The following is a 19,322-nucleotide window of genomic DNA, read 5'->3' as shown; positions in this document are numbered from 1 at the left end:
TTTCCTGCGCACGGGGCACAGGGGAGCAGTGAGTGAATGCGGCCTGGCCGCGTGTTTGGACTTTATTCGTTGAAGGGGAGTTTGATGAAGAAGTTAATGATGGCCGCAGTGGCTTCCTGCCTGTCGGCAGGTGCCTTTGCGCAGAGCAGCGTGACCATCTACGGCAGCCTTGATGCTGGCGTAGCCTATATCAACAACCTCAATGGCGGCTCGGTATCGCGCCTGGACCAGGGCACCATGCAGCCGGACCGCATCGGTTTTCGCGGGACCGAGGATCTGGGTGGCAACCTGAAGGCCATCTTCCAGCTCGAAGCGGGCTTCTACACCGATACCGGTGCCACGCCCAATTCGTCCAAGCTGTTCAACCGCTACAGCACCATCGGCCTGTCCGGTGACTTTGGCGCGGTGACCCTGGGCCACATGCCCGACGTGGTATTCGACTATGTGGGCAAGCTCTCCAACGGTTTCCAGCTGACCAACTGGTACCTGTTCCATCCGGGCAATCTGGATAGCCTGGCCAACACCTACCAGTTCGACAATGCGGTGCGCTATACCTCGCCGACCCTGGGCGGATTCCAGGGAAGCCTGATGTACGGCTTTGGCGAAGTGGCGGGTGACAGCAGCAATGGTCGCAATGTCAGTGCCGGCGGCACCTACACCAATGGTCCGTTGCGCGCGGCGCTGGCCTATTCCAAGCTGAACAACCGCGCTGCCGGTTTTGCCGGGACCTTCCTCACCAGCGTGGGGCTGGGCAATGCGGCGACGGTCTTCAACAGTCTGACCACGACGGCCGCCGGCCTGGGCTACACCATCGGCAGCGTCCGCCTGAACACATCCTACACCCAGGTCAAGCTGGCCCTGCCCAGCGGTGCCACGCCCAAGCAGAAGAACCTGGATCTGGGGGCGGCCTGGCGCTATGCGACGCTCGACACCATCAACTTCGGCTACGGACTCTCCAAGTTGGAAGGCGCGCGCTGGAACACCTTGAGCCTGTCGCACGTGCATGAGTTCTCCAAGCGTACCCAGTGGTATGTGCAGGCGGCTTACCAGCGTGCCGGCGGCGATGCGCGCTTTGCCGTCATGAACGGTACCGGTGCAGGTGGCGCCACCGGCGTCTCCGGTGGGCGCAGTCAGCTGGTGACCACCATCGGCATGCACCACTCGTTCTGAAGATCTGAAGATCTGAGGATCTGAGGATCTGAGGTTCGCATGAGGTCCTCTTGCGAGGGCCAGCTTTACCTTCTGTGAATAGTCTTGTCTTGCGTGCGCCCATTCTGGAGCGGATGGGCGCTTCGTAGTGCCTTGGGCGGGGAAGTGCTCTTCTCCGCCTTTTTTTGTCCAGACCGAATTCATTGCCGGGCGGCATCCTTGCAGGACCGCCGGCATTCTTGCGTTGCGGAGAAACTTCATGATTGCACAACTGAAACTGGGCGCGCGCCTGGCGCTGGGCTTCGGCCTGGTGCTGGCGCTGCTGGCGGGCATCACGGCCCTGGCCATCGCCAGTCTGTCCACCTTGCACCAGGATACGCGCCGGATCGTCGAGGACCGGTATCCGCAGGTCCTGCTGGCCAATGACGTGCTCCTGCGCATCAGCGAAAACGCCAGCGCCATGCGCAACCTGCTGCTGCTGGATGACCATCAGAAACTGACCGAGGAGATTGCGCGCATCGCCAGCGGCGAAGCGGCCATCACGGCCACGCTGGACCAGCTGCAGGCGCGCCTGTCCAGCGAGCAGGGGCGCAAGTCCTTTGCCGAGATTCTGGCCTTGCGTGGCAAGTATCAGCAGGGGCAGCAGCGCTTCCTGCAACTGGCCTCCACCGGTGCCACCATGGACGCCTCCGAATTGCTGCTGACCACCTTGCGCCAGGATCAGGAGAACACTATTGCGCGCCTGAAGGGCTATATCGCCGTCGGCACCCGGATGATGGAGCACAGCGGTGAAGAAGCCGCTGCGCAATATCACCAGAAGACCCGCATCATGCTGGGCATCGCCCTGCTGGCAGTGCTTGTCGGCGGCGGGTTTGCCTGGTGGATCACGCGTTCCATCACGCGCCCGGTACGACACGCGGTCGAGGTCGCGCAACAGGTGGCCTGCGGCAACCTGGCCAGTCCTATCGAACCGGGCAAGAGCGACGAGATCGGCCAGTTGCTGGAGGCGCTGCGGCAGATGAACGGGAGTCTGACCGATATCGTCGGAGAGCTGCGTCATGGTGCCGAGACCATTGCCACCGCTTCGTCCGAAATTGCCGGCGGCAATCTTGACCTCTCCGCGCGCACCGAGCAGCAGGCAGGATCGCTGGAGGAGACGGCTGCGGCAATGGAAGAGATCACCTCCACCGTGCGCCAGAACGCCGACAACGCCCGGGCCGCCAATGAGCTCGCGGCAGAAGCCTCGGCAGTGGCTTCACGCAGTGGCGCGGTGGTGCAGCAGGTCGTGGCGACCATGGCCGGCATCAGCCTGGCCTCGCGCCGTATCGTGGACATCATCGGCGTGATCGATGGCATTGCCTTCCAGACCAACATCCTCGCCCTCAATGCCGCAGTGGAAGCGGCACGCGCCGGTGAGCAGGGCCGGGGATTTGCGGTGGTCGCCTCCGAGGTGCGTTCGCTGGCCCAGCGTTCAGCCGGCGCCGCCAAAGAAATCAAGGCGCTCATCGATGACTCCGTGACGCAGGTCGATGCCGGCGCACGCCTGGTGGAGCAGGCGGGATCAACGATGGAAGAAGTGGTGGGCAGCGTGCGGCGCGTCTCGCACATCGTCGGCGAGATCAGCGAGGCCACGCAGGAACAGCGGACCGGCATCGAGCAGGTCAATCAGGCCATCACGCACATGGATGAAACCACCCAGCAGAATGCCGCGCTGGTGGAGCAGGTGGCCGCCGCTGCGCAATCCTTGCAGGATCAGTCGCAGCGGCTGCGCGAACTGGTGGGCGTGTTCCGGCTATCCGGGGCGCAGCCGCAGGCAGCCGCTCAGGCAGCTACTCAGGCAACCGAACTGGCAGGCGCGCTCGCTGTCTTGCCGCGATACAGTACCAGCGTGGCGATCAGCCCGCAGATGGCGGCAAAGCTCATCCAGTAACCGGGCGCGGCCTTGTCACCGGAGGTCTGGATCAGCCAGGTCGAGACCAGCGGCGTGAAGCCGCCGAAAATCGCGGTAGCCAGGCTGTAGGCCAGCGAGAAGCCGACCGTGCGCACGTGCGCCGGCATCACTTCGGTCAGCGCCACGACCGCCGCGCCGTTGTAGCTGGCGTAGAGGAAGGACAGCCACAGTTCGGTGATCAGGAGGTGCTTGAAGCTGATATCCGACACCAGCCAGGACATCACCGGATAGGCCGTCAGCAAGGTCAGCAGCGTAAAGGCCACCAGCACCGGACGGCGTCCCACCCGATCGGAGAGCGCGCCCATGACCGGCAGCCAGCAGAAGTTGGACAGACCCACGCAGAAGGTCACGACAAGACTGTCGGCGGCCGACAACTTGAGCACGTTCTTGCCGAAGGTCGGCGTGTAGACCGTGATGAGGTAGAACGACACGGTGGTCATCACCACCATCATCATGCCGGCCACCACGATCTTCCAGTTCTGCGCGATGGAGTGCATGATCTCGCCGAAGCCGGGATGACGCTTGCGCGCCAGGAATTCCTCGGTCTCCTGTAGCGAACGGCGGATGACGAAGATGGCCGGCACGATCATGCAGCCGATGAAGAAGGGGATGCGCCAGCCCCATTGGCTGATCTGCGCGGGCGACAGCCACTGGCTGACCAGATAGCCGATCAGCGCCGAAGCCATGATGGCGGCCTGCTGGCTGGCCGACTGCCAGCTCACGTAAAAGCCCTTGTTGCCGGGTGTGGCCATCTCGGCCAGGTAGACCGACACTCCTCCCAGTTCCACTCCCGCCGAGAAGCCCTGCAGCAGGCGTCCCGTCAGCACCAGGATCGGGGCGGCCACGCCGATGGTGGCATAGCCGGGCACGAAGGCGATCAGCAGGGTGCCGAGAGCCATGATGGCCAGCGTCACGATGAGCCCCTTGCGGCGACCCACGCGATCGATGTAGCTGCCCAGGATGATGGCGCCCAGGGGACGCATCAGGAAGCCCGCACCGAAGGTGCCGAAGGTCAGGATCAGCGAGACGAACTCGTTGTCCGACGGGAAGAAGGTCCTGGAGATGTAGCTGGCATAGAAGCCATACAGGAAGAAGTCGAACATCTCCAGGAAGTTGCCGCTGGTCACGCGCAGGACGGTGGACAGCTTGGAGTGCTTGGAGTGCTTGGCGTTTTTGGTTGTTATGTTCATGTCGGTGTCTCTCTTTCTCTCTCTGGCGCAGTTGTTGAGCGCGTTCCTTCACTTTTGTCAGTGCGCGGCCGGATCCAGGCCCGACGCCTTGATCGCATCGACAGCCTCGGGCGAGGCGAGGAAGTCCAGCAGTTCCCGGGCCGCCTTGGGCTCATGCGTGCCGACCACGACACCGGCGGAGAAGGGGGTGATCTGCTGGGCGCTCTCGGGGATGGGGCCGATGATGTCGATGCCCTTGACCGGCTTCAATTCGGAGATCTGCTGCAGACCGACTTCGGCCTCGCCCCGGGCGACCACTTCACCGACCGGTTCGGCCGGGATCATGCGACCCTTGTAGGCCATCTGCTGGTCGATGCCCAGACGCTTGAAGAGCCTGGTGGAGAGGAACACGCCACTGGCGCTGTCCGAATAGACCACCGAGTGCGCAGTGAGCAAGGTGCGTTTGAAGGCGTCAAGGGTGGAAATATCCGGCCTGGGGGTGCCAGCCTTGACCGCCAGGCCGATGCGCGAGAGCGCCAGCAGCTTGTGCTCGGACCTGGAGACCTTGCCCTCTGCCACCAGCTTGTCCAGCGCGTCGCCCACCATGATCACCACATCGATGTGTTCGCCGCGCTGCAGGCGGTTGGGGATGGCCTGCGGCGTCTGTCCCATGGAGGGGCCCCAGCCGGAGATGAGCTTGTGGCCGGTCTTCTTTTCGAAGACGGGCGCCAGCGCCTTGTAGGCCGCCGCGAAACCGCCCGAGCTGACCACGTGGATATCGGCGGCGGCAGCCAGCGTGCTGACTGCGCCCAGGGCCAGCGCCAGCACGCTGCGGTGGAAAAGAGACGTGCGCAAGCTGCGCGCAGGGTGCTTCAAACGGATCATGCGGATCTCCTGTGAGTGTTTTATCTTGCTGTAATGGGGAGCGAGACCCGGCAGTTTGCGTAGTATCCTTTGAAAAGTTAATTGCAATTAATCTTGGGATTGATAAAAAATGCGCATCAATATCGAGACGGCGGAATTACAGGCCTTCCTCGCCGTGGCGCGGCAGTCGAGCTTTCGCGCGGCGGCCGAGGGTCTGTTCATCACGGCGCCGGCGCTGAGCCGTCGCATCGAGAATCTGGAGCAGGCCTTGCAGGAAAGACTGTTCGACCGCACCACGCGGCGTGTCTCGCTCACGCCTGCGGGCGAGCTGTTCCTGGTGCATGCCCAGGCCGTGATGGAAGAGCTGGAGTTGGCCGTCAAGAGCGTCGAGCAGGGTATGGCGCATCGGCGCGAGCACGTGACGGTGGCCTGCGTCCCCTCGGTGGCCAACAATCTGCTGCCGCAGGTCTTGAAGCCGTATGCGCGCAGCCATGCCAAGGTGCGGGTGCGCATCATTGATGAAAGTGCGGCGGACGTACTGGAGAGCGTACGCAAGGGCGAGGCTGATTTCGGCGTGAATTTCATCGGTGCGCAGCAAGCCGAGATCGATTTCGAGGAATTGACGCGCGAGCGCTACCTGGCCGTGATGCCGGCCCATCATCCGCTGGCCGCGCAGAGTACTTTGCACTGGAAATCGTTGGCGGGGGAGAAGCTGGTGTCGGTGTCCTCCAGCAGCGGCAACCGCAGCCTGATCGACAATGCCTTTGCGCGGGTGCCGCAGCGGCCGGTGATCCAGTACGAGACCAATCACGTGGCCGGTGCCATCAGCCTGGTGGCTGCCGGTCTGGGCGTGGCGCTGCTGCCGGAGCTGGCCATTCGCAATGCGCCGTACAAGGGCATCGTGGCGCGCCCCGTCACCAGCCCGGTGTTGAGCCGCGCGATGGGGCTCATTACCTTGAAGGGGCGCGTGCTGAAACCGGCTGCGGCAACGCTGGCGCAAGCCTTGCGGGAAGCCATGGCCGGCAAGGGCCGGAAATGATTTCCGGGCTCTGCAGCTTGCCTAAATTTTGTGCGGTTTATTGGGAGGGCAGGCGGGGACGGCACTTGCGTGGGGCGAAAGGAGCTTATCCACAAGTTTATGCACATAAAACGGGGATAAGTTTCCAGCGCTGGCGCGGTTTCTGGGGAGGTTGCGCAAATTATTTGCAAAACCGTTGGCCATAAAAAAAGGCCCTCGCAAGCGAGGGCCTTTTTGTGGATGTTCTTTGCCATTCCGGCAGTGTCTGATGCCGTTTTGCGATTCCCGCAGCTCGTCGAAAAATGGCTTCCTGCGCTATGCCGAGGGGCGCTGCTGCAGCGGTCTTTTTTCGAAGAGGGGACGATTATATAGCCATGGGCGGAAAAATGATACTGCTCGATTGAGAAAATTATTTTCACTCAGAAGGAGAGGGATTCTTGCGCACGAAGGGGTAGCCCGCTTCGTAGATGATCCAGCCTTTGCCCTGTGCGCAGGAGACTTCCCGATACATGAAGGCCTTGACGATCTGCTCCCGGCCCAAGGCACAGGTTTCTCCTTTGCGCAGGAAGAAAGCCGGTTCATCGGCCTCATCGGCAGCCTTGAATACTGTCATGTCCTGGGTTGCCTGCCATGTGCCTTCGGGCTGGCTGCAGCCGGGCAGGGACAATACAGAGAGCAGGAGCAGAAGGTTTTTCATTTCCGGGGGTAGTCGTTGAGCTTGACCGCGCGTTTTGATCGTTGAACGACGATTAGCAGTTCTTTGGGAGAGACGCCTGCATTGGAAGCCGCAACTCTTTGATGCCTGCCGGATTGGTCATAGGCCCCTTTTTCGTCTAATGCACTCGCGTCCCCACTTGGGCCGGTAAATCTTCCATCACCGATAGTTCTTGTAATACGGGAACTAAGTCCAGCCGCCCCTCTCGAAACGGCGCGCGCCATCTCATCGCAGTGCGCAAGAAATAATTAAAAAGCAACACTTCAAATAACTCAGTCGTCATGACGTGGGTCTTCGCAGGGATGACATGTTTGTCGCATCCATCGGGATATTTGCATGCCGCAACGCAATGACGTTACCAAGAGAAATTCGGCGCGTAAATCAGAATGCAGACGTCGTCATCCGGCGCCGTGTCCGTGTGCCGACGCTGTATCGGAGATAAACTTGGACGACCAACCTTTGATTGAACAGATCGCGGGCCGCGCCGCACCAGCGTCTCCTCCATGGGATGGAGTATTGCAGCAACTGCATCGCGAGATCGATCAACATGGCGACGGTAGGTGTTTCGTCTGGGTTGACCCCGCCCAAGGAGAGCCTGAACTAGGAGAGGCCGACCCTGGTCTGCGCGTTAGCGTCCCCATCGTGCATCCCAATTACGACCGCCGTTTTGCCCCCTATCTGGTGCCATTGAATCTCAGTCGCTTCAGCGACGATTGCGTTCTCACGGCCAGCATGGAGCTCGCCTGGACTGCATGGAGCATACCTTTTCTCACGGCGCGCAGAGGGCAGCCGATTAGCGGCTGGATCATCAGTGACCGCAGTGCGCGCGAGGTTGCCGCGTATTGGGGCAGGCACTGCTATTTGCATATCGCGCGAGGACGGACCCGTCTGCTGCGTTTCCATGATCCCGGTGTGCGTGCCATGCTATGGCAGGATCTCGATGCGAGGCAGCGCGCCTTGCTGCTACACCCGGTGAAAGCCGTCTTCTCGTTGAACCGGCATCAGGCGCTGGAGTCCTTCAGCGCGCCATCGACGCCAGCCAGCGACCCCAATGCGACCGCCTCCAATCGCCTTGATGAACAGTTGCGGCTCAGCGAGCAGCAATGGCAGCAGGTCAATGATTACTCCACCGTACATGCTGCCTGGAGCTATCTGGTAGGCCAAGACCTGATCAGCCGTGATACCCCAGTGACCGAAGCCTTGCGACACAGCCTGGGCGTGGCTTCGTCCTATGGCGTGACGTCAGCTGACGACCGCATGTTGTTCCTGGTCTGTGGCTTGTGCCATGGCATCGGTTTTCACGCGCATGCACGCATGGCCGACGTCTGGCGACGCACCGCCGGCGGTGAGCCATTTGTAGATGCCGTCGAAGCCGTGTCGGGTCGTTCCTTCGAGCAATTGTCCACCTACCTGATGGATTGAATTCTTGTTATGGCTTGCACCAACCCCCAAAACCCTGACTGCAAAAATTGCAACAAGGACGGCCTGGCGATTCTGCTGGCCCGTTATGCCGTGGTCCCGCTCAACATTCCGGGCGACGTCCCGGCACCACTAGGCAACAAGGTCACTGGTACCGCGCTGACGAACTACAAGTATGTATTGCGTACGCTGCGCGAAGGTTTCGTCTACCTGTTCTACGAGCGCCACCCCTCCAACATCACCGTCAAATGGGAAGCCTATGCCGTCTCCCCCGAGGGACGGCTGTGGAAGCGACCCTCGCACCTCTTTCCCCAACCGGTACCCGTGGAGCCGGTATGCACGCGCAGCGGCGACAATATTCCGACATCAGTGATCCACATCGAACATCCTGCCAAGTGCGGTCGTGTTTGGATAGCATTCTCGCAGCATGCCTGGAGTGAGGCGACCTTCAAGGCGTTCGCCAGCGACATCAAACTGCGCGATCAGCGCATGCAGACCTTTATTCCCAAGCTGTGGATCAGCGCGGGCGGTTATCGCCACGGCATGGTCGCCACCGAGGGCAACGTACAGAAGGTGCTCGAATACAACCCGGCCTATTCGCCCGACCTGCTCAATGAAAAGGCCGCCATCGGGTTATTTGGCAGCGCGAGTGGTGGATATAACCGCGCCAAGCTTCAGGCCAACACCACGATCCATCGATCCTTCAGCCGTAAGGACGAGGTCAAGCCCCTGGTGGCCAAGATGGAAGAAATCTGCACCCACGGCAAGGGAGAGAAATACAAACCCATGATCATGGGTGTGTGGGACGCGCTGGGGATTGGTATCGAACTCAACAACTTCCGCAACGAACCGGCGGGGTGGATGCATCGCTACAACACCGAGCTTGCGCTTCAGATCGATGGCATGCTGACCATCAGCAGTCTGAAGGATCTGCTGGAAAATCACGCAGGTGCCGTCGTCGATCGCAATGCGGACCTGGCCAGGCAGCGCGCGCAGCAGCATGACTTTGCCAAGGAACGGGTCGATGCACAAAAGTTGCCCGCGGAGGCCAGGGCAAAGCGCCTCAAGGCGATCGAGATGCAGGAGTATGTGCAGTCCAAAGACGTCGAAGTGGATAACGTCTACGAGAACCGCATCATGCACGCCACCATGCTGCCCGACGCCGCGCGCGACAAGGAGTATGCCCAGATCAAGGCCGATGCCGACACGGTGGTGAGTTCACGCGCCGCCTACCGGAAAGGCCGTGTTGAAAAAGCCTGGCCGCCATATGCGGAGAAACTCGACATGAAGGCCTACGAGACCTTCAAGAAGAATTTCGAAAGCCTGCAGGATGAAGCCACGGCCCTGATCGAAAAGCGCACCGCCGACATGCTCGCGTGGATGCAGTCCCGGCATTTCCTGGATGGGCTGCGGGAGTACCACGGCGATGATATCCAGGATGCCGTCGCCTTCGAATCGCATGTCAGCGAAGTCACGTTCCTGTTGAACACGACCAAGAGCGGTCGCGGCAAGATCGACGAATGGGTCAATGATCTGCAGATCGCGGAATCCAACCTGATGTACCGCCTGTTGAGCATGAATCAGGATGCGGCGCGAACCGAAGTCTCACAATTCCTGACCCAGGCCGAGACGTTCAGGGGCGATCAGACGGCAGCCACGGTATGGAACTGGTATGCGTATATCCAGAAGTCGATGAAGGCCATCGCGGATTTATACAAGAAAGCGGCAGGCCTCTATAACGCCAACGAAAAGGCAAAGGCCGGCACCAACGTCGCCTTCAATGTGAAGCTTGAACCCTACCGGCAGTTCGGCATCGACAAGACGGCCTCCACCTTCGGTGATTTCATCTTCAAGAAATTCAGACTCGACGGCAAAATGGCCGACATGGCCTGCGAGAAGATCATTCAGATCTGGTTTGGTTTGCGTGCCGGTGTGGAAGTGGCTGCGGCGGGTGCGCTGGCCGATGCGCAGGCGCGTTATGCCATGAGCGGTCGGCTTGACATACTGGAGCGCGTGCGAGCATCCAAGAACCCGCTTGCGCCGGAGGTCCCTGAGAAGGAAACGGTGTCGTCCAGGACGCTCAAGCGTGATTGGGCCGCATTCCGCGATTCAGAGAAGAGCGCCAGTGCCATGCGGGATGCGCGCATGGCGTTGGTGGTGTTGCTGATCGAGAGCGGGAATTTTGCGAAGATGATGCATGACTGCATTGAGAAAGGGGATAGCAAGAGTCGGGCTGGATTGGCGGCATCTGCGATGACGATCGCTAGCGGCGTCATTGATATCTGGGGTGTGGCGGTCAAGGAAATGCAGACGGCGAATGCGACTTCTTATCAAGTCATGAAGTTGGGTGGGGCGGGTTTAAGTGTTGCTGCGGGGATTATCGGGATTGTGTTCGATGCTCAGGATATGGGAAAAGCATATGGTAGAGGTCAATATGGAATTCATGGGCTGTATTTTATAAAGATAGTCTTTGGCACTGTAAATCTCGTTGCAACCAGTCTATCGGCCTTTACATATGCTGCGCCAGTTATTCTGAGAATGACGGGGCGAATTGCTGCGGCTCAGGCATTGGATTTGATTGGTACCCGCGCGGCAGCATTCATTGCTTGTCGGATTCTTTTTATGTCGGCTGGAATGTGGATTGGAGTGTTCGTCTTTATTGTTCAGGTGATGATCTGGACGCTAAGTGATGACGACTTGGAAACTTGGTGCACGCTTTGCGTTTTTGGCACCAAAAAAGGTGCTGACGACGCTTATAAGGATGCGTTGAAGCAGCGTGCAGAATTAGGTAATGCCTTGATCGCGGTAGGAGTTGGGTAATGGATAAGTATCTGGAAACGCCAGGCCAGCAAGGTGGCTTGATAAAAGTTAGCGGCGAGATCAAGAATTATGCCAGCAAGAGGGAGGCGGCCAGTTTTATCTTGACCAAGAAAGATAAGACCGGAATGGGCATGGTGTCTGTTGCGCTGGCAGCCGCTGGTATGGGGGGGCAAGCAATAGCAACCGCTTCAAACGCCGCCAATTTACAAGAGGAAGCGGATTATGTGGAATTTGAATTGGAAGGGAAATCTGTGAAGGGCTGGTTGTGGCGTAGCCCCTTCAAAGAAGGAGATACCGTCGATGCAGCGGTTGTATGGCAAGGTGAATATTTCGAATTGGTCGCACTCGCAAAACCATCTGAACGGATCATTGCATTGTATCCGCATTGTGTGCGGGGGCGCCGTGCGTTTTATGCGCTGGTTTTCCGCTGGTGGTTTATTTTTTCTGGAATATTTCCTCCTGCGGTCACCTACTTCGGTTTTCTAGCTTTTGGTTTTAACCGCGTTATTTTTGAGTTTTCGTTTTGGATTGCGTGGGGGGGGATTGCATTTGGTTGGACCTTTATTATTTTCATGCTGATGCTGCAATGGACGCCATTCGGTAAAGCGGCGCAACGTGTATTTTCAGTACTGGGATTAAGAGATCCATCAGGCATCGATCTTAAAAAGACCACCAAGGCACAGCGCAAGCCGGGCGATCCGCCAGAAATGGGGGCATTCTTCTTCCGATATTGAGTAAATTCAAGAAGGGCGTGTTCGGATTTCCATCCAGCTCGCCGAATCCACCTGGTTTTGAGAAAACAGTTCAAAGGGCTTTTTTATCTTGAATGCCATCTTCTGGAGGCGAAGATTGATGTCCATTTTCCTCGAACTGAACATGTCCACGTTGCCGAACTGGCTGACCACCTTCGCCGAAATACGCAACTGTAATGACCCACTGAAAACCTGCTCTGCAGTTCCCTCGGCTAATGCGAACCTGAAAACCTGACCGCATATCTGCTTAACTCGATGCGCTGAATCGATGGCGCCTCTTGCTTCCATTTTGCGGACGGCAGTCAGCACGTCACGGGGACCAATGGTCGAAATGGCTTGCTTTCCGATGGCCGGGAACACATTGCTTTCCAGCCAGTTCGTAATCTTTTCTTGTGTAGTGGTAGCCCGATTTGCTGCCGTCTTTGAAAGCCATTAACGGGCAACAATCTCAAAGGTGTTTCCCGCTGCGAAAATTTGTGCTTGTTTCATGTCTCGCTTACTTTGAGCAGGATCAATGCCATCTGCGAGCATTTCGCGGGCTTCCTCGCGGCGCTTTCTAGCCTTGGCAAGAGATATCTCTGGATAGACGTCTAACGCCAAGGTCTTGCGTTTATTTAAATACCGATAGTCCATGCGCCAGTATTTCCCCGTCGCCTTCACGAGAAGATACATGCCGCCGCCATCGGCGTATTTGTCGCCATTGGGTTTGATGGGCTTTACCTGCTTCACAAAGGTATCGGTCAGAGACATAGCGTGTTTGACGGTATCTGGAATTGGGTAGGGAGGAGATGCCGTCAAAAATGACGGCATTAATCGTGGATGTAATGCTACGTCCTTGGACGGACGCGGACAAGAAAAGCCCGCTGTGTCAGCAGACACGCGGGCTTTAGAACATCTTTGGACTTCGTTGGATAACTTGTTGGTGCCGGGAGCCGGAATCGAACCGGCACGCCTTGCGGCGCGGGATTTTGAGTCCCGTGCGTCTACCTATTCCGCCATCCCGGCGACGCGAGCCAGCGATTATTACCGATTTCGTTGCTCCGGGCAAGCCCCGATAGCTACGGCAGACAGCCGATGTGAAAATTATTTACCGCACACCGCCTCAATGGCCCGTTCCCCCGTCGAGCCCGGAATCGGATCCTGAAGCTTTACATCCGAATACGCCAGCTGCGGCGCCAGCAGCAATTGCCCTTTGCCATCGGCCTGCGCATACATCTTGCGGCTGCCAAAGCCAAGCTGGCGCGCGCTGCAGTCGAAGTAGGCGGTGGAGATCTCCGACAGGTAATAGGTCTTGCTGCCCTGGCCCATCAGCAGTTGCGGACGGTTCCAGTTCAGCAGGATCTGCGCCTGCCGCACGCTGCGGGTGGTGACAATGCTGCTCTTGTCGATGAAGAAGCTGCCAATGTTGTTCTCCCCCAGAGGCATCCACTCCGCATGGGCCGACACACAGGTCATCGTCAGTGCCGCCGCCAGCAGCAGTGCCAGGCGCGGCGCAGGGGAGGGAGAAGAAGAGCGTTGATCCATGTCGGGCAGGGCGTCGCGTCAGGTCAGCATCATGGCCAGCATGGCGACATCGTCCTCCAGCAACAGCACCAGGGTGATGCTCCAGAAGATCAGTTCCGCCAGCACGCGGTGTCCTGTCAGCGTCATGCGCAGGCTTGCAGCCATGTCCAACTCATCGATTGCGAAAAATGAAAGTGCGGCCATCCTAACATGCCCTTTACGAATGGACATGACCCCCGACATGAAAATGGCCCGCACCAGGGCGAGCCACTTTCTGCTGCAGCGATGACGCGGACCGATCAGATCGCCGCCGCAATCGCCTTGCCCACTTCCGTGGTGTTGCTCTTGCCACCCAGGTCCGGCGTGGTCGGTCCATTGACCAGCACGTTTTCGATGGCAGCCAGCATGGCGTCGTGCGCCTGGCGATACTTGCCCTGGCCATCGCCGAGGAAGTCCAGCATCATCGCGCCGGACCAGATGGTGGCCACCGGATTGGCGATGTTCTTGCCAAAGATGTCCGGTGCCGAACCATGTACCGGCTCGAACAGCGAGGGCAGCTCGCGCGTCGGATTGATGTTGGCCGAAGGCGCAATCCCGATCGTGCCGGCACAGGCCGGGCCAAGGTCGGAGAGGATGTCGCCAAACAGGTTGGATGCCACCACCACGTCGAAACGATCCGGGTTCAGCACGAAGTGCGCCGTCAGAATGTCGATGTGGTACTTGTCGCGGCGCACCTCCGGGTAGTTCGCGCCCATGGCCTCGACGCGCTCATCCCAGTAGGGCATGGTGATGGCGATGCCGTTGGACTTGGTGGCCGAGGTCAGGTGCTTCTTGGGACGGCTCTGTGCCAGCTCGAAGGCGAACTTGAGGATGCGGTCGGTGCCCTTGCGGCTGAATACCGATTCCTGGATCACGGTCTCGCGCTCGGTTCCCTCAAACATGCGGCCGCCGATGGCCGAATATTCGCCTTCGGTATTCTCGCGCACCACGTAGAAGTCGATGTCGCCCGGCTTGCGGTTGGCCAGCGGGCAGGGTACGCCCGGCATCAGGCGCACCGGACGCAGGTTGACGTAAAGGTCGAAGTCGCGGCGGAACTTCAGCAGCGAACCCCACAGCGAAACGTGATCCGGCACCGTGGCCGGCCAGCCGACCGCGCCGAAGAAGATGGCTTCAAATCCCTTCAACTGATCGAACCAGTCATCGGGCATCATCTGACCATGCTTGGCGTAGTAGCCGCAATGGGCCCAGTCGAAATGGGTGAATTCGATGTCGATGCCGAACTTCCTGCTGGCGGCCTCGACCGCGCGCAGCCCTTCGGGCATCACTTCCTGGCCAATGCCGTCGCCGGCGATGACGGCGATTCTGTGGGTCTTGCTCATCGTTGCTGCTCCTCTGAATGACTGGTTGACTGGTCGACGGGCTGCCCGAGGTGACCGGGCAATGAAAACATGCCCTCATCATAAATCGCTTCACGCGATGGATCATCTACGAACTGGTGATGTAATAAAACACGATTCGTGAACAGTGCAGAAAGCGTCAGCCATGAAAAAAGGCAGTGCGGTCATCCCGACACTGCCTGTTCTGCGGCCTGCCCGCGACATGGCTGCGCCTCAGCTGCCTGCGGTCTCGCCCCACAGTGTCACGCCCAGGGTATGCTCGGCGCCGGGCTCCAGTTCCACCAGATCGTCCATCACGTTGGCCGTCTCGATGCACAGCATGCGCTGCCAGGCATCATCGGCGAACTGCGACAGGCGGCGTGCCTTGCTCACCCAGGGGTTCCAGACCACGGCCGAGGTCGAGCCGCTGGCCTGGATGTGGATGCGACGGTTCCAGCCCTCGTCGCGGATGGACAGGTGCGGCGGCAGGTCGAGGTAGATGCGGTCGGTTTCGCCGCTGACCACCAGCGCACGCTTCTGTTCGCGCTCAGCCCAGCCTTCCAGGGTTTCGATGTAACGTCGGCCTTCCAGCCCATCGACGCTCACGTTGTGGATGCTGCTGACGGCGAAGTAGCTGTGCAGTGCCTGGGTCAGGGCGAGGTGCTCTTCGCTGCCGTTGCGGGTGGTGAGCTTGAGATGCAGGCGGTCGTCCAGCAGGATTTCCAGGCGCAGTTCGATCCCCGGGGGCAGGTGGCGTAGCGCCGGTGATTCGCTGGTGGGCGGGATGGCCAGTACCAGACGCACGGTATCGCCTTCGATGGCGTTCTCCATCAGCAGCCAGGGGATGCCGCGCACCAGGCCGTGCGCAGGCAGGCGCCCGCCCGCGTGCAGGGCCTGCACCTGCGGTGGATTGCGCATGAGGTCGCCGAACCACGGCCAGCACACCGGAATGCCGCCGCGCACCGAATTGCCGGCTTCGAAGGCGGCTTCCTCGCTCATCCAGATCACCGGTTCCTGACCGTGCACCTGGTAGCGCAGCACCTGCGCGCCTTGCTCGGCGATCAGCAGTTCAGCGCGCGCAGTCTGCACGCGCAGACATTGCAGCTGGTTGACTTCGATGCGCTGGATATGCGGAAGATCGGGCGGGACTTCCTGTTCTTCGATGAGGCTCATGCCGGACACTCCAAGAGAATTCGTTGCGATGGTGCAAGACTGCCACATTTCGGGCCTTTGCGGGAGATCGGGCGCGCGAGCAGGCGATGCGCTGCGTCTCGTTGTGATGCGTGCGGAGACGGGGTCAGGACTATAATCCACGAATCGTGGACATCATCGGCTACATATCGTGAACAATTCTCCCCTGCTGGAAGACCTGCGCCTGTTCTGCGTGGTGGCGCGCCACAGCAATTTTGCCGAATCGGCGCGCGAAGTGGGTGCCTCCCCGGCCTTCATCAGCAAGCGCATCGCGCTGCTGGAGCAGGCGCTGGGTGTGCGGCTGTTCCACCGCACCACGCGCAGCGTGGTCATGACCGAGGATGGCGGCAACGTCCATGAATGGGCGCGCAAGATCCTCGACGATGTGGAGCAGATGATGGAAACCGTCAGCAGTGCCAAGCGCGTGCCGCGCGGGCTGCTCAAGATCAGTACCAGCTTCGGACTGGGGCGCAAGGTGGTGTCGCCCTTGCTGTCGCGCTTTGCCACCGAACATCCGGAACTGAAGATACAACTGGAGCTGGTGGACCGGCAGATCGATCTGGTCAATGAGGGAATCGACCTCGATATCCGCGTGGGCGCGGGTCATGAGCCGCATCTGTTTTCCAGGCGCATCCTGCCCAGCCAGCGTGTGCTGTGCGCCAGTCCCGCCTATCTCAAGAAGCACGGCGCACCGGCTGATCTGGCCGCGCTGCGCCAGCACCAGTGCCTGGTGATCCGTGAGCGCAACCAGTCCTTCGGCATCTGGCGCATGATGGGGCCCAAGGGGCAGGAAACGGTCAAGGTCTCGGGCGCTCTGGCCTCCAATCACGGCGAGATCATCCATCAGTGGGCCGTGGACGGGCACGGCATCATCCTGCGCTCGATCTGGGATGTGACCGACAGTCTCAAGCGCGGACGGCTGGTACGGGTACTGCCGCAGTATGCCCAGGAGGCCGACCTGTGCGCGGTCTATCCCGTGCAACTGAAGAATTCAGCCAAGGTGCGCGAATGCGTGCGCTTCCTGCAAAAGCATCTGGATGTGACCGCATCATCGGCCACGGTGTAAGCAGGCCAGACTCGCGTTCAACGTCCGTCGAATCGCTGCCGCACGATACGTTCCAGCACCTGCGCCACCAGCGTCACCGAGGCATCTTCCACATGGCGGCGATGTTGCAGCAGCCGTAGTGGGGGTGCCTCCAGCGGCAGCGGCGGGCGCAGACAGGCCAGCGCCACCGGATGCGCGGCGGTAGCCGCCGGCACGCAGTGCATGGGCATGACGGCGATCAGGTCCGAGCCCTGCAACAGCGCCGGCACCATCAGGAAATTGGGAACCACCATGCCGATGCGGCGGCGCAGACCCTGCATGGCAATCTGCTCGTCGATCATGCGGTTGAGGGTGTCGTGGCAGGCGATCTGCAGATGTGGATACGAGAGCCAGCGCGCAAGAGTCAGTGCGTGCGCAGCCGGATGGTCGCGCCGCATGACGGCCACGCAGCGTTCCTGCAGCACTTCGCGCCCGCGCACCTGGCCGGTCGGTGCGGCACTGCCCAGCACCAGGTCGGTCTGTCCGCGTTCCAGCCGAGCCACGGCATCGGCATCGCCCAGCCAGGTCTGAAACTCCAGGTCCGGCGACGGCGCGTCGGCGGCCAGCGCCTGATACAGCGCATGCGCTACCACTTGGGCCGGATAATCCGGCATGAGGATGCGTACGCGCTGGGTCACAGTCGCCTGTGCCGGCGCCGGGAGGAGCGCCTGTGCTGCCTCGGTGCCCCCGGCCAGCGCCAGGCGCAGGGGTTCGCGCAGGGCTTGTGCGGTGGCCGTCAGTCGCATCTGCGTACCGCCGTCTTCCAGCAGCGGATCGCGCAGCAGCTGGCGGCAGCGCTCCAGTGCACTGGCTGCCGCCGGTAGCGGCAGGCCGACTCGCGCTGCGGCGCGCGCCAGATGGACTTCATCGAGGACGGCGTCGAGCAGGCGTAGCAGGCGCGCATCCATTGCGGTCAGTGCGGGCAGGGCAGGGGAGAACACAGGGGCAGGACTGGCAGCGGAATTCATGGCGCAGTGAGGCAGTGGCAGCGAAAGTGACAAGGCCTGCCGCCAGGACGGCAGCAGGCCAGGGGCGCGAGTGTAGCCGCTTCGCCGGGCGCCCACAAGCGCCGTTTGGGGCAAGGGGCGCGGGGCCGCGTTGCGGCTTAGCCGAAGGCTTCCTTGATGGTCTGGATCTTGCCCATGTCAGTGGCGTCGTAGCCGGCCAGATTGTTGACCACCTTGCGGAAGGCATCCGATTGCAGGATGTCGATCACCGCGCGGATCAGCGGATCCTGCAGGGAGGCCGCCGGCAGCGCGAAGAAGTAACGCTCGCGCACCAGCGGAATGAAGCCCAGACCGAAGCGATGCGCGGCGGTCTGCACCCCGAAACCGACATCGGCCATGCCGCTGGCGATGAAGGCGGCCACCGCCGAGTGCGTGAACTCGGTGTTCTCGAAACCGTTGATCTTCTTGTGGGTGATGCCGGCCCCCTGAAGCATCAGTTCCAGCAACATGCGCGTACCCGAACCGGCCTCGCGGTTGACGAAGCGCAGGTCGGTGCGGGTGAGGTCGGCCAGGCCGCGCAAGCCCTTGGGATTGTCCGGCTCGACGAACAGACCCTGGTTGCGGATGGCCAGGTGGATCAGGCAGTCGCTGCGCTTGTTGAGCCATTTGGCATAGGTGGCGATGGCGGGTTTCTCGAATTCGCCCAGCGGGACGTGAAAGCCCGCCAGGTCGCATTCCTGGCGCGACAGCGCGGCCACGGCATCGGTGCTGTGGCGATAACGCACCTCCACCGGCAGGCGGCCTTCGTTGATCTTGTTCAACAGCGCCGCCACCGCAAAACCGTGACTGGCGTTGATGCGCACCTTCTCGGATTTGCCTTCGACCGTTTTTCCCAGCTCCACTTCCAGTTCCGAGGCCAGGCTGTCCAGGGTGGGCGACAGGCGTGCCGTCACCAGGCGATCGGCCCACAACAGCTTGCTGGCGAAATCGGTCAGTGTGGTGCCGCGACCACGCCCGCTTTCGATCAGGGCATTACCGAACAGACGCTCGGCCTCGCGCAACAGACCCCAGGCATGACGATAGGAATAGCGCGTCAATTGCGCGGCACGTGCAATCGAGCCGCTTTGCTGGATTGCGGTGAGCAGCGTCAACAGATTGGCCGTGTCCAGCGCCGCCTCGTTGTCGTAGGCGATTTCCCAGTGAGGTTTGATGTGGACTTTGAACATTTATGTGAAATAAAGCATATTGATACGGCCGTTTATCGGTGATAATTTCGCGTCACTCTGCATAAATGATAGAAAATATATGCGGTGTTGTACATAAATAAATCAACGAAAAGAGAAGGATATCGTCGCAAAGATGGG

Annotated in this window: 18 protein-coding genes and 1 tRNA gene; 7 read left to right on the top strand and 12 right to left on the bottom strand. The window is 60.3% G+C overall.

Features of this window, described 5'->3' with window-relative positions; all coding sequences use genetic code 11:
• Positions 1 to 84 precede the first annotated feature (84 nt).
• Positions 85 to 1,170 (top strand): porin, encoded by a 1,086-nt coding sequence (locus ACODSZ_RS00560; protein ID WP_034350054.1) that lies wholly within the window; start codon positions 85 to 87, stop codon positions 1,168 to 1,170.
• A gap of 238 nt (positions 1,171 to 1,408) precedes the next feature.
• Positions 1,409 to 3,079, top strand: coding sequence for a methyl-accepting chemotaxis protein (locus tag ACODSZ_RS00555; RefSeq protein ID WP_488926818.1), 1,671 nt, complete (start codon positions 1,409 to 1,411; stop codon positions 3,077 to 3,079).
• Here the strand turns inward: ACODSZ_RS00555 and ACODSZ_RS00550 are convergent.
• Both ACODSZ_RS00550 and ACODSZ_RS00545 read right to left on the bottom strand, forming a co-directional pair.
• Positions 2,983 to 4,290, bottom strand: a complete 1,308-nt coding sequence (locus tag ACODSZ_RS00550; protein WP_175343066.1) for an MFS transporter — start codon at positions 4,288 to 4,290, stop codon at positions 2,983 to 2,985. The genes ACODSZ_RS00555 and ACODSZ_RS00550 overlap by 97 nt on opposite strands.
• 57 nt (positions 4,291 to 4,347) lie before the next feature.
• A complete protein-coding gene (locus tag ACODSZ_RS00545; protein ID WP_488926817.1) occupies positions 4,348 to 5,154 on the bottom strand; it encodes a substrate-binding domain-containing protein in 807 nt (268 codons plus the stop codon).
• A gap of 109 nt (positions 5,155 to 5,263) precedes the next feature.
• On the opposite strand from ACODSZ_RS00545, the gene ACODSZ_RS00540 reads away from it, so the two are divergent.
• Positions 5,264 to 6,172: a LysR family transcriptional regulator gene (locus ACODSZ_RS00540; RefSeq protein ID WP_008327080.1), complete on the top strand. Its 909-nt coding sequence runs from the start codon at positions 5,264 to 5,266 to the stop codon at positions 6,170 to 6,172.
• Between the two features lie 394 nt (positions 6,173 to 6,566).
• Here ACODSZ_RS00540 and ACODSZ_RS00535 read toward each other — a convergent pair whose 3' ends face one another.
• Positions 6,567 to 6,764, bottom strand: a complete 198-nt coding sequence (locus tag ACODSZ_RS00535) for a hypothetical protein (RefSeq protein ID WP_175343064.1) — start codon at positions 6,762 to 6,764, stop codon at positions 6,567 to 6,569.
• Positions 6,765 to 7,310: 546 nt separating this feature from the next.
• Here ACODSZ_RS00535 and ACODSZ_RS00530 point away from each other — a divergent pair.
• The 3 genes from ACODSZ_RS00530 to ACODSZ_RS00520 are packed head-to-tail and all read left to right on the top strand — an operon-like array spanning position 7,311 to position 11,839.
• Positions 7,311 to 8,288: a DUF4123 domain-containing protein gene (locus tag ACODSZ_RS00530; protein ID WP_175343063.1), complete on the top strand. Its 978-nt coding sequence runs from the start codon at positions 7,311 to 7,313 to the stop codon at positions 8,286 to 8,288.
• 9 nt (positions 8,289 to 8,297) lie between these two features.
• Positions 8,298 to 11,105, top strand: coding sequence for a T6SS effector BTH_I2691 family protein (locus ACODSZ_RS00525; protein ID WP_488926816.1), 2,808 nt, complete (start codon positions 8,298 to 8,300; stop codon positions 11,103 to 11,105).
• Positions 11,105 to 11,839 carry a putative type VI secretion system effector gene (locus ACODSZ_RS00520; protein WP_488926815.1) on the top strand — a complete coding sequence of 245 codons (735 nt, stop codon included), beginning with the start codon at positions 11,105 to 11,107 and terminating at the stop codon, positions 11,837 to 11,839. The genes ACODSZ_RS00525 and ACODSZ_RS00520 overlap by 1 nt, the downstream gene beginning before the upstream one ends.
• Positions 11,840 to 11,845: 6 nt before the next feature.
• Here ACODSZ_RS00520 and ACODSZ_RS00515 read toward each other — a convergent pair whose 3' ends face one another.
• The 7 genes from ACODSZ_RS00515 to ACODSZ_RS00485 form a co-directional block, all read right to left on the bottom strand.
• On the bottom strand, positions 11,846 to 12,229 hold the full coding sequence (locus ACODSZ_RS00515) for a phage integrase central domain-containing protein (protein WP_488926934.1): 384 nt from the start codon (positions 12,227 to 12,229) through the stop codon (positions 11,846 to 11,848).
• Positions 12,230 to 12,289: 60 nt separating this feature from the next.
• Positions 12,290 to 12,607 carry an Arm DNA-binding domain-containing protein gene (locus tag ACODSZ_RS00510; protein WP_249776948.1) on the bottom strand — a complete coding sequence of 106 codons (318 nt, stop codon included), beginning with the start codon at positions 12,605 to 12,607 and terminating at the stop codon, positions 12,290 to 12,292.
• Between the two features lie 170 nt (positions 12,608 to 12,777).
• Positions 12,778 to 12,862: transfer RNA gene (locus tag ACODSZ_RS00505), tRNA-Leu, on the bottom strand.
• Positions 12,863 to 12,940: 78 nt separating this feature from the next.
• Entirely contained in the window at positions 12,941 to 13,381 is a 441-nt protein-coding gene (locus ACODSZ_RS00500) for a surface-adhesin E family protein (RefSeq protein ID WP_008327099.1), read from the bottom strand.
• A gap of 18 nt (positions 13,382 to 13,399) precedes the next feature.
• A complete protein-coding gene (locus ACODSZ_RS00495) occupies positions 13,400 to 13,525 on the bottom strand; it encodes a hypothetical protein (RefSeq protein WP_008327100.1) in 126 nt (41 codons plus the stop codon).
• A gap of 134 nt (positions 13,526 to 13,659) precedes the next feature.
• Positions 13,660 to 14,739 (bottom strand): tartrate dehydrogenase, encoded by a 1,080-nt coding sequence (locus ACODSZ_RS00490; RefSeq protein WP_008327101.1) that lies wholly within the window; start codon positions 14,737 to 14,739, stop codon positions 13,660 to 13,662.
• Between the two features lie 231 nt (positions 14,740 to 14,970).
• Positions 14,971 to 15,909: a D-hexose-6-phosphate mutarotase gene (locus ACODSZ_RS00485; RefSeq protein ID WP_488926814.1), complete on the bottom strand. Its 939-nt coding sequence runs from the start codon at positions 15,907 to 15,909 to the stop codon at positions 14,971 to 14,973.
• A 169-nt stretch (positions 15,910 to 16,078) separates the two neighbouring features.
• Between ACODSZ_RS00485 and ACODSZ_RS00480 the strand changes: the two genes are divergently transcribed.
• Complete coding sequence (locus tag ACODSZ_RS00480) at positions 16,079 to 16,993, top strand: LysR family transcriptional regulator (RefSeq protein ID WP_175343053.1); 915 nt, start codon at positions 16,079 to 16,081, stop codon at positions 16,991 to 16,993.
• A 17-nt stretch (positions 16,994 to 17,010) separates the two neighbouring features.
• On the opposite strand, the gene ACODSZ_RS00475 is transcribed toward ACODSZ_RS00480, so the two are convergent.
• Both ACODSZ_RS00475 and ACODSZ_RS00470 read right to left on the bottom strand, forming a co-directional pair.
• A complete protein-coding gene (locus ACODSZ_RS00475; RefSeq protein WP_175343052.1) occupies positions 17,011 to 17,979 on the bottom strand; it encodes a LysR family transcriptional regulator in 969 nt (322 codons plus the stop codon).
• 137 nt (positions 17,980 to 18,116) lie between these two features.
• Positions 18,117 to 19,184, bottom strand: coding sequence for a substrate-binding domain-containing protein (locus tag ACODSZ_RS00470; protein WP_175343051.1), 1,068 nt, complete (start codon positions 19,182 to 19,184; stop codon positions 18,117 to 18,119).
• Between the last annotated feature and the right edge of the window lie 138 nt (positions 19,185 to 19,322).

It is taken from the genome of Herbaspirillum sp. FG34 (assembly GCF_057809315.1).
Note: the sequence above shows the minus strand (reverse complement) of the source record. Positions and strands in the feature narration are given on the sequence as shown.